The sequence below is a fragment of the Tateyamaria sp. ANG-S1 genome (assembly GCF_000814025.1).
Taxonomy (GTDB): Bacteria; Pseudomonadota; Alphaproteobacteria; order Rhodobacterales; family Rhodobacteraceae; genus Tateyamaria.
The window spans coordinates 709,029-721,790 of record NZ_JWLL01000003.1 but is presented as its reverse complement, the minus strand read 5'-3'; the positions used below and the strand labels follow the sequence as shown (position 1 = coordinate 721,790).

The following is a 12,762-nucleotide window of genomic DNA, read 5'->3' as shown; positions in this document are numbered from 1 at the left end:
AAGGGCGCTGCACTGCAGCAGGGTGACGCCGCGACGCTGGTATAGGCGGGCTTCGCGCGCTAAGGGGGCGAAAAGAGGCTGTTTTTCGAAGGGTACGCGCCGCGTGACGCTTGATCTTTGGTTCTTTGCCATTGCCGCGCCTGCGGTGATCTTTGCCGGGGTGTCGAAGGGCGGTTTCGGCTCCGGTGCCGCCTTTGCTGCGGCATCGATTCTGGCGCTGGTGGTCGAGCCTGGGCTGGCGCTGGGCGTCATGTTGCCGCTTCTGATGCTGATCGACCTCGCGACCCTGCGCCCCTACTGGGGTCAGTGGAACGCGCGGGCGTCTCTGCTTTTAATCCTCGGCGGTTTGCCTGGTGTGGCGTTGGGCGCTTTGCTCTTTGCCCGCGCCGACGCGGATGTGTTCCGTGTCTTGATCGGCGCCATTTCCATCGGTTTCGTCGCATGGCAGATCGCGCAATCGCGCGGCTGGATTCGCGCCTCAACAGTTGCACTCTCCAAGGCCGCCGGGGCCTTTGCCGGTGTGGTCGCAGGCTTTACAAGTTTTGTAAGTCATGCGGGTGGCCCACCCGCTGCAGTCTACCTGTTGTCGTTGAAACTCACCAAGACCGAGTATCAGGCAAGCACCGTCCTGACCTTCTGGGCGATCAACATCGCCAAGTTCATCCCCTACGCCTTCCTCGGCATGTTCACCACGCAGACGACGACCGCCAACCTCTTGCTGGCACCCTTCGCCCTTTTGGGCGCGTGGCTTGGGGTCAAGGCGCACCACATGGTCCCGGAAAAGCTGTTTTTTCGTCTGACCTATGTGCTGCTTGTGGTGACGGGGACCAAGCTGATCTGGGACGGGCTGACATGACGGTGCGCGCACTCACGGCTGGCGACACGGAACAGGTCATGGAACTGTATCGTCACCTCGTCGATGACGCGCCGCTTGGGGCGGATGAGGCCTTTGCCGGTGTCGTGACCCATACCGGCACGACCGTGCTGGGGGTGTTTTCTGACACGACACTCGCCGCTATGGCGACCCTGCATATCCTGCCAAACGTGACGCAGGGCGGGCGCCCGTACGCTCTGGTCGAAAACGTGGTGACGCATCGCGATCATCGCGGCACCGGGCAGGGAGGGCGGGTCATGCAGGCTGTGATCGACGCTGCATGGGAGGCGGATTGCTACAAGATCATGCTGCTGACCGGGCGCACGGCCGAGGCGCGCGGGTTCTATGAAAAGCTCGGCTTCGGCGCGGATGAAAAATGGGGCATGACCATCCGCCGCGCACCCGTCCGGCGCTGACGCTGGCGGATCAGGATCCGCCTTACCCTGTTGTTACAAAAATAGGCGCCCTGTAGAGCGCCCATTGCAATCCTTGCAGTCTTAAGGCGGACGCGTCGTCCGCCCGTCTCAGGCGTCGCTGCCCTTTGCAGGCAGTGCTTCGGCCAAGGCCTCGAACGCCTGACCGCTCGCAACAAGGCAGGTCATCCCGTTGGGCGTCGTGACCGTAATCGTCCAACTGCCGCTTTCTTCAGAGGCAAAGACCTCGATCACGGAGTTGTTGGCACCCAGGCCCATGGACTGCCGCGTTTCGCCATAACCCTCGGCCAACCGGCTCACGACCATATCGCGCGGTCCGCAATTGCGCGCCTGCTGTGCCTGTGCCGCGTTCACCATCGCCGCGAGCGCCAGAACACCCGCTGTCATCACATTCATCATCCGTGTCATCACGTTCAGCCTTTCACAATGGAAGGCGTCACCTCTGGTCATCTGGCCCAGCCGGAACCCCGGCGATGACCGGGCGGCCCCGGTTCACACCCGACGTTTTGCGCGTTCCGTGAAGTGTTCGGCGGCCCTGCCGAAACGGCCCTCCCCGCACTATCGGATTGCGGCAAATGTGCGGATTGAGCCTTGAATAATGGTTAACGCAGCGTGCGCAGGTCGTTCCAATTTGATGAAAGCCCGCAAAATCAGACGAAAGTCGGGACGCCATTTCTGCAATGCAGCAAAATAGCGCTTGAACTATCTGGCAAAAAATGGCCCTTTCCGCGCAACTTTATGACTCGCTAAGGATCGCACGCCATGGCCCTCGACCGTCCCCTCCGCTCCGTTCTCTATATCCCCGGCTCCAAACCCCGGGCACTGGACAAGGCGCGTGGCTTGCCGGTTGACGCGATCATCTTTGATCTCGAAGACGCTGTATCGCTCGAAGAAAAGGAAAGCGCACGGGCAACTCTGGCTGAGGCGCTGGCACAGGGCGGCTACGGCGCACGGCTGAAAATCGTGCGCATAAACGGCTTTGACACCGCATGGGGCCGCGATGATGCGCAGGCAGCCAAGGATATGGGTGCGGATGCGATCCTGCTGCCGAAGGTGAACAGCCCTGCCGATCTGGACGCGCTGGCCGAGATCACAGGCGACACCCCGCTCTGGGCGATGATGGAAACGCCGCTGGGTATGATCAATGCCCCCGCCATTGGCGCACATCCAAAGCTGCAGGGCATGGTCATGGGCACAAACGATCTTGCGAAAGAGCTGCAAACCCGCTTCCGCCCCGATCGCCTGCCCCTGCAAACCGGTCTTGGCCTGTGCTTGCTGGCGGCCAAGGCGCATGGCTGCGCCATTGTTGATGGCGTCTACAATGCGTTCAAGGACGAGGACGGGCTGAAAATCGAATGCGATCAGGGCCGCGACATGGGTTTTGATGGCAAGACCCTGATACATCCGGCACAAGTGGACATTGCCAACGCCGCATTCTCCCCGTCCGAGGCCGAGATTGACCTCGCCCGCCGCCAGATCGCCGCCTTTGAAGAGGTGGAGGCCAGTGGGCAAGGTGTTGCCGTTGTCGATGGACGTATCGTCGAGAATCTGCACATCGTCACCGCGCGCGAGACATTGGCCAAGGCCGATGCCATCGCGGACATGGCAAAAGGATAGACGATGTATTGGATCATTCTGGTTGCGGGCGTCGCCCTGTGGTGGGCGGCGCATCTGTTCAAACGTATCGCCCCCGAGCGGCGGGCTGCGATGGGCGATCCGGGCAAGGGCGCAGTTGCAATCGGTGTGGTGCTTTCCATTGTGCTTATGGTGATCGGCTACCGAGGTGTTGATTTCATCAACGTGTGGTTCCCGCCCAGTTTCACGATCCACATCAATAATCTGGCAATGCTGATCGCGATCTACCTGTTCAGCCCTGCGCCAAAGCGGGGCAAGCTGGTGTCCGGCATGCGCCATCCAATGCTGACCGGTTTTTCAATCTGGGCCATCGCGCACTTGCTGGTGAACGGCGATCTTGCCTCGATCATTCTGTTCGGCGGGCTTCTGATCTGGGCCATAGCCACAGCGCGCATCATCAACGCCGCCGAGCCCGATTGGCAGCGAGGACCTCAGGGGACGCTCGCCAAAGACGCGATGTTCTTTGTGGGCTCCATCATCCTGCTGGCCATCATCGGCTGGATCCACAACTGGCTGGGTGTCTGGCCCTTCCCGAGTTAAGCCCATGAAACTCTACCGTTTTCTCTCCGAAGAGGACACATCCGCCTTCTGCCACAAGGTCACCGCCGCGCTGAATGCGGGCTGGGAACTCCACGGCTCACCGACCCAGACATGGGATCACGCAGCAGGCGTGATGCGCTGCGGGCAGGCGGTCACAAAGGACGTGCCGGGGGACTACACCCCGGACATCAAACTAGGGGAACAGTGATGGCCAAAACCAACTCGGGCCGGTTTTTTGAAGACTACAGCGTCGGTGACGTGCTGACCCATGCCGTACCGCGCACGGTGGGGGCAGGGGAACGGGCGCTCTACCACGCGCTTTATCCCGCACGTCACGCGCTTTATTCGTCGGACACGTTTGCGCAGGCGTCGGGTCTGGCGGCCTCTCCGCTCGACGACATGATCGCGTTTCACACTGTCTTTGGCAAAACCGTGCCGGACGTGTCGCTGAATGCGGTCGCAAACCTCGGCTACGCCGAAGGGCGCTGGCTGAAACCGGTCTGGCCCGGTGACACGCTGACCTCGGAATCGGAGGTGATCGGGGTCAAACAGAACTCGAACGGCAAGTCCGGCGTGGTCTATGTCCGCACGACGGGCAAGAACCAGCATGGCGAGGCGGTGCTGGAATACGTCCGCTGGGTCATGGTGCGCAAAGGGAACCTTGATGCGCCGGCACCCGAGACAGTGATCCCGGAGCTGAACAAGGTTGTCCCCACAGAGACACTCGCTGTGCCGGATGGCCTGAGCTTCGAAAACTACGACTTCGATCTTGCGGGCGAGCCACATCGTTGGGGCGACTATGAGGTCGGCGAACAGATCGACCACGTGGACGGCGTGACCATCGAGGAAGCCGAACACATGATGGCAACGCGCCTGTGGCAAAACACGGCCAAGGTGCACTTTGACACCTCCGCCCGGCCTGACGGTACGCGGCTGATCTATGGTGGGCACGTGATCTCGATGGCGCGGGCGCTGTCCTTCAACGGGCTTGCAAATGCGCAGATGGTGGTGGGTCTGAACGCAGGGGCGCACGCCAATCCATGCCTTGCGGGCGATACTGTGCGCGCGTGGTCAGAGGTGCTGGATAAGGCTGAAACGTCGGCCCCGGGCGTCGGTGCGATCCGTTTGCGACTGGTCGCGACCAAGGGCGGCACACCGTTCCAACTGCGCGGTGAAGACGGCAAATATCTGCCTGAGGTCTTGCTTGACTTGGATTACTGGGCCTTGATGCCAATGTAGGGATGCCGGGGTGACGCGCGTCTGAAGACGACGCCCCACCCGCCATCCCGCATGGTGCAAGGAGCAAACCGATGTTGCGATATGTTCTGCCCTGCCTGATGCTCGCTAGCCCCGCGGTCGCGAATGATGAGCGCGAGGCGTTTGTCGAGGCGAACCTGCTGGGCATCTTCTACCATGAACTGGGCCATGCCCTGATCGACATCCTTGCCCTGCCTGTATTCGGTCAGGAGGAGGATGCCGCCGACGTTGCCTCTGTCCTGTTGATCGACGGCCTCTACGACGAGGAAGCGGCGCAAGCGCTCGCCTACGACACCGCCTTCGGCTTTCTGGCCGAAGCAGACTTTGCAGGCGACGTCGCCTATTGGGATGTACACGGCCCCGACGAACAGCGCTTCTACAACACAGTCTGCCTGTTTTACGGCGCCAACCCCGATGCGCGCGAAGATTTCGCCATCGACCTCGGCTTGCCCGAAGAGCGGGCTGAAACCTGCCCCGAAGAGTTCCAGCTTGCGCTCGACAGTTGGGGGCCCGCCTTTGATGAGATCACGGGCCGCGGCGACTCGATCCTGTTTGCAGATGGCGGGCATAACCTGCTGACAACCGAAGTGATGGCCGCGGAAGTGGCTGCGCTGAACGAGGACTTTGAACTGCCCACGACGCTGGTCGTGCGCGTGGAATCCTGTGGTGAAGCCAACGCCTTCTACGACCTTGGCACCACGGAAATCATCATGTGCACCGAGTTCGAGGACCACTTGCGGGCCCTCTACGGACAGTTCGAATGACATCACATTTGTGAAGTGCGTTTGCGCAGGGCGCAGGCTACGCTTTGTGTATGTGGCGCGGAATTCTCATATCGCTGCTGATCAGTGGTCCGGCACAGGCGTGTCAGCTTGCGCTGCTTCTGGCGGTGGATGTGTCGGGGTCCGTGGATCGGGACGAATACCGCATCCAGATGGACGGGCTGGCCCACGCCCTGCGCGATGGGATCGTCGCGGATGCCCTGGTGGATCAACAGGCGCAGGTGTCGCTTGTGCAATGGACCGGGGAAACGCGCCAGAAACAGACAATCCCTTGGACCGCTATTTCATCCCACGGCGACGTCCTCGCACTGGCCGAGCAGATCGAAAACGATCCGCGGGTTTGGCGCAACTATTCCACGGCGATCGGTGAGGCGCTTGTGCTCTCGCGACGCGCCTTTGCGACGGTTGCGCAGTGCACGCGCAAGGTTATTGATGTGTCGGGCGATGGTGTCTCGAACGAAGGGCTCGAACCGGCAGGCCAGCGGGGGCCACTCAACGATGCTGGCATCACGGTCAATGCCATTGCGATTGAAACGGACGACACCGACCTGACGGCCTACTTTTTCGAAAATGTGATCACCGGACCCGGCGCGTTTGTGGTCACGGCCAGGGGATTCGAAGACTATCCCGCGCAAATCAAGCGGAAGTTGCAGCGCGAGACGATCCGGCAGGTGACATATCTTGCAGAGTAGCCATTCTTGTGATCACACGTATTTCCCGCGTGATCACATTTGGGCAAAATCCTGCAAATGCGCCAAAAAACCGCGCCATTTCGGGGATCCTCGCGCGTGACTCGCGCGTAAAAAGGAGTATCAAAGGGCAGCCGAGGATAAAGGAAGCAACATGGCCGACGTCAATCGGGGCAATCGCCCGCTCTCGCCACACCTGCAAATCTACCGCCCGCAATGGACATCCATCTCGTCCATCATGGTGCGGATCACGGGTATCGGTTGCCTGCTCGCCTCCATCCTCGTGGTCGGGTGGCTGTTGGCGGCTGCGTCGTCCGAAGCGGCGTTCAATGTCATCGACGGCTTCTTGCGCAGCATCCTGGGCACGCTGATCCTGGTCGCGGCGATGTGGGGCATCTTCTACCACATGCTTGGCCGGTTGCGGCACGTGCTGTGGGACTTTGGTTATCTTGTGCAGGTGCCCGTGTCCGAAGACATGGCCAAGGGCATGTTCATCGGGGCCACGCTGCTCACCATTTTTGTCCTCGTCGTATCCTAAGGAGGCACAGACATGCGCTTTATGACAGATCGCAAACGCGCCGCCGGCCTCGGCTCCGGTCGTGAAGGAACCCATCACCACTGGCAGATGATGGTCAGCTCCATCCTGCTCGTGCCGCTGGTTCCCATCCTCGTGCTGCTCTTTGCCTCCGCGCTGGGCGGCAACCACGCAGAGGTTCTGGCTTTCTTCAGCCGTCCGATCCCGGCCATCCTGATGGCGCTGTCGCTGATCGTGGTCATCCAGCACCTGATGCGCGAGGCGCACGCCGCAATCGAAGATTACATCCACGGCACCGCAGGAAAGTTGACGCTGATCGCAACCACTGCATTTGCCTACACCATGATCGCGGCAGGGCTGTTCGCGATTGCGCGCATCGCGCTTTGAACTGACCGGGCGGCAAGGCCCGAACCGAATAGGAGGCCGACATGGCTGCATATGATTACGAGACGCATGAATATGACGTCGTGGTCGTTGGCGCGGGTGGCGCCGGGCTGCGGGCGACATTGGGTATGGCTGAACAGGGGTTGCGCACCGCGTGCGTGACCAAGGTGTTCCCGACCCGCTCGCACACGGTGGCGGCACAGGGCGGCATCGCAGCTTCGCTGTCGAACATGGGCCCCGACAACTGGCAGTGGCACATGTATGACACGGTCAAGGGCTCCGACTGGCTGGGCGACACGGACGCGATGGAATACCTCGCCCGCGAAGCGCCCAAGGCTGTCTACGAACTGGAACACTACGGCGTGCCGTTCTCGCGTACTGAGGAAGGCAAAATCTACCAGCGTCCCTTCGGCGGCCACACCACCGAATTTGGCGAAGGCCCCCCCGTGCAGCGCACCTGCGCCGCCGCCGACCGGACCGGCCACGCGATCCTGCACACGCTTTATGGCCAGTCGCTCAAGAACAACGCCGAATTCTACATCGAATACTTCGCCATCGACCTCATTATGTCCGACGATGGCGTGTGCCAGGGCGTGCTGTGCTGGAAGCTTGATGACGGCACCATGCACCTGTTTGCGGCCAAGATGGTCGTGCTGGCGACAGGCGGCTATGGTCGCGCCTACTTCTCAGCCACATCAGCCCACACCTGCACTGGTGACGGTGGCGGCATGACGGCCCGCGCCGGTCTGCCCCTGCAGGATATGGAGTTCGTGCAATTCCACCCCACCGGTATCTACGGCTCCGGCTGCCTGATCACCGAAGGGGCGCGGGGCGAGGGCGGCTACCTCACCAATTCCGAAGGCGAGCGGTTCATGGAACGCTACGCGCCGACCTATAAAGACCTGGCGTCGCGCGACGTGGTCAGCCGCTGCATGACTATGGAAATCCGCGAGGGGCGTGGCGTGGGCGCCGATGGCGACCACATCCACCTGCACCTTAACCACCTGCCGCCCGAAACGCTGGCCGAGCGTCTGCCAGGCATTTCGGAAAGCGCGCGTATCTTCGCGGGCGTTGACCTGACCAAGGAACCCATCCCGGTCCTGCCCACCGTGCACTACAACATGGGCGGCATCCCCACGAACTATTGGGGTGAGGTGCTGGCACCGACCAAGGACAACCCCGACAACGTCTCGCCCGGTCTGATGGCAGTCGGCGAAGCGGGCTGTGCCTCGGTGCACGGGGCGAACCGCCTCGGCTCCAACTCTCTCATCGACCTCGTGGTCTTCGGCCGCGCCGCCGCCATCCGCGCCAAGGATGTCGTGGACGCTTCCGCTCCCGTGCCGACGCCGAACCAGCGTTCGGTCGAGGCCGCGTTCAGCCGTTTCGACGGCCTGCGCTACGCCAAGGGCCACGTGCCCACGGCGGAACTGCGTCTGGAAATGCAGCGCACCATGCAGCAGGACGCCGCCGTCTTCCGCACAGACAAGACGCTGGCCGAGGGCGAAGAGAAGATGAAGGCCGTGGCCGAAAAGCAGAGCGATCTGCAGGTCACCGACACGTCACTTGTCTGGAACTCCGACCTGATGGAAACGCTGGAACTGACGAACCTTATGCCCAACGCGGTCGCCACGATCACGGCAGCCGCCGCGCGCAAGGAAAGCCGCGGCGCTCACGCGCACGAGGACTACCCCGACCGCGATGATGAGAACTGGCGTAAGCACAGCCTCGTCTGGTTCAAGGGCAACGAAGCGTCGCTCGGCTTCCGCGGTGTGCATCTGCAGCCGCTGACCAGCCACAACGACGGCGGCATCGACCTGAAGAAAATCGCGCCGAAAGCGCGGGTGTACTAAGGTCCACATGGATCAGGCGGTGCACAGCACGGATGATGCAGGGCTCGTCCCCGGACGGGTGCTGCGCATCTATGGCATGCGGCGGTCGGGCAACCATGCGCTGATCAACTGGATCATGCGCAATGCGCCCGGCGGCAACGGCCTGTTCATGAACAACTGCCGCCACGGGGGCGATCCGATCGTCACGTGCAGCAGCCTGTCGCTCTTCGAGGGTGGCGCGGAAACCGGGCAGGGCGGCAAATGGAAACGGATTGACCGCGCCGGCGCCAAGCCATTTACCGCCGTGTCGTACGAAGACCGCGTGCCGCCTGCGAAACCCAAAGCACTCTTCGCCGCGGCAGAGACGCTGGTGATCATCTATCGCAGTTTCCTGCACTGGGCCGCGTCCCTGCTGCGCAAGATTCAGGGCAACGACGGTTTTGGCCCGCTTGACCGCAACCGTATAATGGGTCGCGCCGTCAGCACCTATTCCGACATGCTGACACGGGTGCAGGACGATGACGTTGTTCCGCTCTGCTACGACACCTGGAGCGCCGAGGAGCACTACCGCGAAGCGGCGCTGACCCGGCTCAACCTGCCGGGCAACGACCTGTCACTCGGAACAGTCCAACGCTTTGGCGGCGGCTCCTCCTTTCAGGATGCAACCGCCGCTGCCGATCTCAAAACCGACCAACGCAGCGCGCAAATAGCAGATGATCACGAATACCGGATGCTGCTCTGGACCGCGTCACGGGACGACAGCTTCATGACCAAACTCGCACACCACTTCCCCGGCGACGCCAAGCGGCTCGAAACCCTGCGCAGTACTGCAAGCGCACAGGTGGTGCTGCCATGATCCGCGCCACCGCCCTCATCGCCGCGCTCACGCTCACCGCCTGCGCCGAGACCACGCAAGCCGTGGACAACGTCGCCCGCCGCAGCGCCAAGGCGGCCGTGGCCGAAACCCTCGTCACCCGCTTCCCCGCTGTGCCGGAACGGGCCGTGACTCCCTTCACCGACTGCGTGATCGACAATGCCTCGGCCCGCGAGATCGGGGAATTTGCCAAGGACGCCGTGATCGGCGTCTCCGAAACAACTGCCGCGCTCGTGCGTTCCGTGCTTGAGCGGCCAGCCACACAACAGTGCATCGTCCGGGCGGGTCTCTCCGTCCTGACCGCGTGAAAGGAGAACCGCAATGGTCCAACTGACGCTTCCCAAAAACTCCCGCATGATGACGGGCAAGACATGGCCCAAGCCCGAGGGCGCCACGAATGTGCGCAAGTTCAGCATCTACCGCTGGAACCCCGATGACGGCAAAAATCCGCAGGTCGACACCTATTTCGTCGACCTCGATGATTGCGGGCCCATGGTCCTCGACGCGCTGATCTACATCAAGAACAAGATCGACCCGACACTCACCTTCCGCCGCTCCTGCCGCGAGGGGATTTGTGGCTCCTGTGCGATGAACATCGACGGCATCAACACGCTCGCCTGCATCTACGGCATGGACGAGGTGAAGGGCGACGTCAAAATCTACCCCCTGCCACACATGCCGGTGGTCAAGGACCTGATCCCCGACCTCACCCACTTCTACGCCCAGCACGCCAGCATCATGCCGTGGCTGGAAACCAAGACGAACCGCCCCGCCAAGGAATGGAAGCAGTCCATCGAAGACCGCAAGAAACTCGACGGGCTCTACGAATGCGTCATGTGCGCGTCCTGCTCGACATCCTGCCCCAGCTACTGGTGGAACGGCGACCGCTACCTCGGGCCAGCAGCACTGCTGCACGCTTACCGCTGGATCATCGACTCGCGCGATGAGGCAACCGGCGAACGGCTCGACGACCTCGAAGACCCGTTCAAGCTCTACCGCTGCCACACGATCATGAACTGCGCCAAGACCTGCCCCAAGGGCCTGAACCCCGCAGAAGCCATCGCCAACATCAAGAAGATGATGGTCGAGCGCACCGTCTGATCCATCTTGCACGCCTCCCGGCCTGACGGCACAGTGCCGCAACAACGACCGGGAGGGGGCATTGGCTGACATCGAGTTTCTCTGCCCGCCGGACTTGGCGGGCAAGATCCCTGAACCCGCACCGGCGGCAAAGTTCCTGCCGGATTGGTTCCGCACCCTAGACCGCGAAATGGGAATGAAGGACGCGCATGGCCTGCCGGGCCTCACGGTGCGCGCCTGCCTGCCCGTGGCCGATGTGATGGCGCAGGGCTGGATTATTCCGACGCCCTACGACATCTGGACCTCTGCCGATCCGGCCACGGGTGCCATCCAATTCCACTGGGACGCCGCAGCCGCCTTTGCCCCCATCGACATGCACCACCCCGGCCAGATCGGTTCGCCGAACCCGCCCTTTGAAAACGCCATGCCGCTCAAGCTGCTGAACCCCTGGCGGGTCAAACTGCCTCCGGGATGGTCGGCCACCTTCCTGCATCCCGTGAACCACTTCGAACTGCCCTTTACGGCCTTTGGCGGGACCGTCGACTGCGATGCGCTGGACGTGCCGGTGAACGTGCCGTTCTTCTGGACGGGGCAACGGCCCGACATCCGCCTGCCTGCGGGTTCACCCATGGTACAGGTCATCCCCTTCGAACGGCGCGCGCAGCTGCGCGCCGCGTCCGTCCGGGCCGAAACAAGGGGCGAAGCAGACACGCGCGCCCACGCGCTCAACCGCAAGCATACCGAGGAATCCGTATACGCCCGCGAATGGCGGCGCAGGCACGACCGGACGCCAGGCTAAAACGATCGACCGCTTGCGCCCTGATCCCCGCCCGCTAGGGTACAGTCCATGACCGACACACCCGAATACGCCGCTGCCGCCCGCGCCTTGCCGCCCGTTATTTGCTACCCAACGGACACCCTCCCACAGCCCGACATGGACACCTATGCGCGTGCGCGTGCGGGCATGACCAAACTGTCCGAAACCATCGCCCCCCCGCGCGAGGCTGCCGCCTTCGAGGTGCCAGCGGGCCACATCTTCCGCATATCCTCAGTCGAGGGCCCGCAGGTCGGCGACCTGAACCTCTGGAACCTGCACGACCTCTCCGAACGCTTCTACTCAGGCAAGACCCGCGCCCTGCACGGCACCCATGTAAACACCGGCGACAGGCTGTGGAGCAGCTTTCCAAACCTGCGCCCTATGGCCACCATCATCCACGATACGCTGGGCTGGTACGGCATCGACGATTTCGGCGGCGGCGTGCATGACGTGATCGGTACGCGTTGTGACCCCTATACCGGCAACCTGCTGCAAGGCGGGCACTACCACCATTGCTGCCACTCCAACCTGACCCGCGCGCTCGCGGATCATACCGGCCTCCCGCTGGCCGAGGCAGAACCACACGTCCACGACGTCATGAACGTCTTCATGTGCACGGGCTTCACCCGCGACACGGGCCAATACTTCATGAAAGCCTCACCCGTCCGCCCCGGCGACCATATTGATCTACTGGCCGAGATTGACCTTCTGGGGGCAATCAGCGCCTGTCCAGGCGGCGATTGCGGGTCGGAACACTCCTCTGATGTGGCCCCCTGCCACCCGCTCAAGATCGAGGTTTTTGCCCCCGCACCCGGCGCGCTTGACCACTGGCAAAGCCCGCCACCCAACGGCTATGACCGCAGCCACGGTCGCCCCTAAAGGACTGACGGTCCATCTCTTCCCTGTTTCAAAAAATCCCCGCCGGAGGCTCCCACAGCAGCCATAGGCAGTAACGGTGCATTTACGCGCCATTAACCGCAAAAGGCTATGGTCCTTAACACATCCTTACCCGACCGTGACGGTGGGGGTGTA

Annotated in this window: 17 protein-coding genes; 16 read left to right on the top strand and 1 reads right to left on the bottom strand. The window is 62.4% G+C overall.

What is annotated here, in order from left to right:
- The first annotated feature begins 103 nt into the window (after window positions 1-103).
- Entirely contained in the window at window positions 104-856 is a 753-nt protein-coding gene (locus RA29_RS05420; RefSeq protein ID WP_039683551.1) for a sulfite exporter TauE/SafE family protein, read from the top strand.
- Complete coding sequence (locus RA29_RS05415; RefSeq protein ID WP_039683549.1) at window positions 853-1,290, top strand: GNAT family N-acetyltransferase; 438 nt, start codon at window positions 853-855, stop codon at window positions 1,288-1,290. The genes RA29_RS05420 and RA29_RS05415 overlap by 4 nt, the downstream gene beginning before the upstream one ends.
- 108 nt (window positions 1,291-1,398) lie before the next feature.
- Here RA29_RS05415 and RA29_RS05410 read toward each other — a convergent pair whose 3' ends face one another.
- Window positions 1,399-1,707 carry a hypothetical protein gene (locus RA29_RS05410; RefSeq protein WP_152612950.1) on the bottom strand — a complete coding sequence of 103 codons (309 nt, stop codon included), beginning with the start codon at window positions 1,705-1,707 and terminating at the stop codon, window positions 1,399-1,401.
- Window positions 1,708-2,070: 363 nt separating this feature from the next.
- Between RA29_RS05410 and RA29_RS05405 the strand changes: the two genes are divergently transcribed.
- The 14 genes from RA29_RS05405 (at window position 2,071) to RA29_RS05340 (ending at window position 12,609) form a co-directional block, all read left to right on the top strand.
- Window positions 2,071-2,925 (top strand): CoA ester lyase, encoded by an 855-nt coding sequence (locus RA29_RS05405; protein ID WP_039683545.1) that lies wholly within the window; start codon window positions 2,071-2,073, stop codon window positions 2,923-2,925.
- Between the two features lie 3 nt (window positions 2,926-2,928).
- A complete protein-coding gene (locus tag RA29_RS05400; protein ID WP_039683542.1) occupies window positions 2,929-3,483 on the top strand; it encodes an NnrU family protein in 555 nt (184 codons plus the stop codon).
- Between the two features lie 4 nt (window positions 3,484-3,487).
- Window positions 3,488-3,691 (top strand): DUF1737 domain-containing protein, encoded by a 204-nt coding sequence (locus tag RA29_RS05395; RefSeq protein WP_039683540.1) that lies wholly within the window; start codon window positions 3,488-3,490, stop codon window positions 3,689-3,691.
- Window positions 3,691-4,722, top strand: a complete 1,032-nt coding sequence (locus RA29_RS05390; RefSeq protein WP_039683539.1) for a MaoC family dehydratase — start codon at window positions 3,691-3,693, stop codon at window positions 4,720-4,722. The genes RA29_RS05395 and RA29_RS05390 overlap by 1 nt, the downstream gene beginning before the upstream one ends.
- A 71-nt stretch (window positions 4,723-4,793) precedes the next feature.
- The gene (locus RA29_RS05385) at window positions 4,794-5,504 is read left to right on the top strand and encodes a DUF4344 domain-containing metallopeptidase (protein ID WP_052249474.1); all 711 of its coding nucleotides are present in this window, start codon (window positions 4,794-4,796) and stop codon (window positions 5,502-5,504) included.
- A gap of 50 nt (window positions 5,505-5,554) precedes the next feature.
- Window positions 5,555-6,214 carry a DUF1194 domain-containing protein gene (locus RA29_RS05380; RefSeq protein WP_082029439.1) on the top strand — a complete coding sequence of 220 codons (660 nt, stop codon included), beginning with the start codon at window positions 5,555-5,557 and terminating at the stop codon, window positions 6,212-6,214.
- Window positions 6,215-6,365: 151 nt separating this feature from the next.
- Window positions 6,366-6,749, top strand: a complete 384-nt coding sequence (sdhC, locus tag RA29_RS05375) for a succinate dehydrogenase, cytochrome b556 subunit (RefSeq protein ID WP_039683535.1) — start codon at window positions 6,366-6,368, stop codon at window positions 6,747-6,749.
- Window positions 6,750-6,761: 12 nt separating this feature from the next.
- On the top strand, window positions 6,762-7,133 hold the full coding sequence (gene sdhD, locus RA29_RS05370; protein ID WP_039683533.1) for a succinate dehydrogenase, hydrophobic membrane anchor protein: 372 nt from the start codon (window positions 6,762-6,764) through the stop codon (window positions 7,131-7,133).
- A gap of 41 nt (window positions 7,134-7,174) precedes the next feature.
- On the top strand, window positions 7,175-8,980 hold the full coding sequence (gene sdhA, locus RA29_RS05365) for a succinate dehydrogenase flavoprotein subunit (RefSeq protein ID WP_039683531.1): 1,806 nt from the start codon (window positions 7,175-7,177) through the stop codon (window positions 8,978-8,980).
- A 7-nt stretch (window positions 8,981-8,987) separates the two neighbouring features.
- A complete protein-coding gene (locus RA29_RS05360; RefSeq protein WP_052249473.1) occupies window positions 8,988-9,815 on the top strand; it encodes a hypothetical protein in 828 nt (275 codons plus the stop codon).
- The gene (locus RA29_RS05355) at window positions 9,812-10,141 is read left to right on the top strand and encodes a hypothetical protein (protein ID WP_039683530.1); all 330 of its coding nucleotides are present in this window, start codon (window positions 9,812-9,814) and stop codon (window positions 10,139-10,141) included. The genes RA29_RS05360 and RA29_RS05355 overlap by 4 nt, the downstream gene beginning before the upstream one ends.
- 13 nt (window positions 10,142-10,154) lie before the next feature.
- The gene (locus tag RA29_RS05350) at window positions 10,155-10,934 is read left to right on the top strand and encodes a succinate dehydrogenase iron-sulfur subunit (RefSeq protein ID WP_039683527.1); all 780 of its coding nucleotides are present in this window, start codon (window positions 10,155-10,157) and stop codon (window positions 10,932-10,934) included.
- Window positions 10,935-10,995: 61 nt separating this feature from the next.
- The gene (locus RA29_RS05345; protein WP_039683525.1) at window positions 10,996-11,712 is read left to right on the top strand and encodes a hypothetical protein; all 717 of its coding nucleotides are present in this window, start codon (window positions 10,996-10,998) and stop codon (window positions 11,710-11,712) included.
- A 48-nt stretch (window positions 11,713-11,760) separates the two neighbouring features.
- Complete coding sequence (locus tag RA29_RS05340) at window positions 11,761-12,609, top strand: DUF1989 domain-containing protein (RefSeq protein WP_039683523.1); 849 nt, start codon at window positions 11,761-11,763, stop codon at window positions 12,607-12,609.
- Window positions 12,610-12,762 lie beyond the last annotated feature (153 nt).

What these genes read in the sequence shown, in the direction of transcription:
- RA29_RS05395 (WP_039683540.1), top strand. Translation starts at nt 3,488, where the DNA reads ATGAAACTCTACCGTTTTCTCTCCGAAGAGGACACATCCGCCTTCTGC.
- RA29_RS05380 (WP_082029439.1), top strand. Translation starts at nt 5,555, where the DNA reads ATGTGGCGCGGAATTCTCATATCGCTGCTGATCAGTGGTCCGGCACAG.
- RA29_RS05340 (WP_039683523.1), top strand. Translation starts at nt 11,761, where the DNA reads ATGACCGACACACCCGAATACGCCGCTGCCGCCCGCGCCTTGCCGCCC.
- RA29_RS05350 (WP_039683527.1), top strand. Translation starts at nt 10,155, where the DNA reads ATGGTCCAACTGACGCTTCCCAAAAACTCCCGCATGATGACGGGCAAG.
- sdhD (WP_039683533.1), top strand. Translation starts at nt 6,762, where the DNA reads ATGCGCTTTATGACAGATCGCAAACGCGCCGCCGGCCTCGGCTCCGGT.
- sdhA (WP_039683531.1), top strand. Translation starts at nt 7,175, where the DNA reads ATGGCTGCATATGATTACGAGACGCATGAATATGACGTCGTGGTCGTT.
- RA29_RS05390 (WP_039683539.1), top strand. Translation starts at nt 3,691, where the DNA reads ATGGCCAAAACCAACTCGGGCCGGTTTTTTGAAGACTACAGCGTCGGT.
- RA29_RS05400 (WP_039683542.1), top strand. Translation starts at nt 2,929, where the DNA reads ATGTATTGGATCATTCTGGTTGCGGGCGTCGCCCTGTGGTGGGCGGCG.
- RA29_RS05405 (WP_039683545.1), top strand. Translation starts at nt 2,071, where the DNA reads ATGGCCCTCGACCGTCCCCTCCGCTCCGTTCTCTATATCCCCGGCTCC.
- RA29_RS05360 (WP_052249473.1), top strand. Translation starts at nt 8,988, where the DNA reads ATGGATCAGGCGGTGCACAGCACGGATGATGCAGGGCTCGTCCCCGGA.
- RA29_RS05355 (WP_039683530.1), top strand. Translation starts at nt 9,812, where the DNA reads ATGATCCGCGCCACCGCCCTCATCGCCGCGCTCACGCTCACCGCCTGC.
- RA29_RS05385 (WP_052249474.1), top strand. Translation starts at nt 4,794, where the DNA reads ATGTTGCGATATGTTCTGCCCTGCCTGATGCTCGCTAGCCCCGCGGTC.
- sdhC (WP_039683535.1), top strand. Translation starts at nt 6,366, where the DNA reads ATGGCCGACGTCAATCGGGGCAATCGCCCGCTCTCGCCACACCTGCAA.
- RA29_RS05410 (WP_152612950.1), bottom strand. Translation starts at nt 1,707, where the DNA reads ATGATGAATGTGATGACAGCGGGTGTTCTGGCGCTCGCGGCGATGGTG.
- RA29_RS05415 (WP_039683549.1), top strand. Translation starts at nt 853, where the DNA reads ATGACGGTGCGCGCACTCACGGCTGGCGACACGGAACAGGTCATGGAA.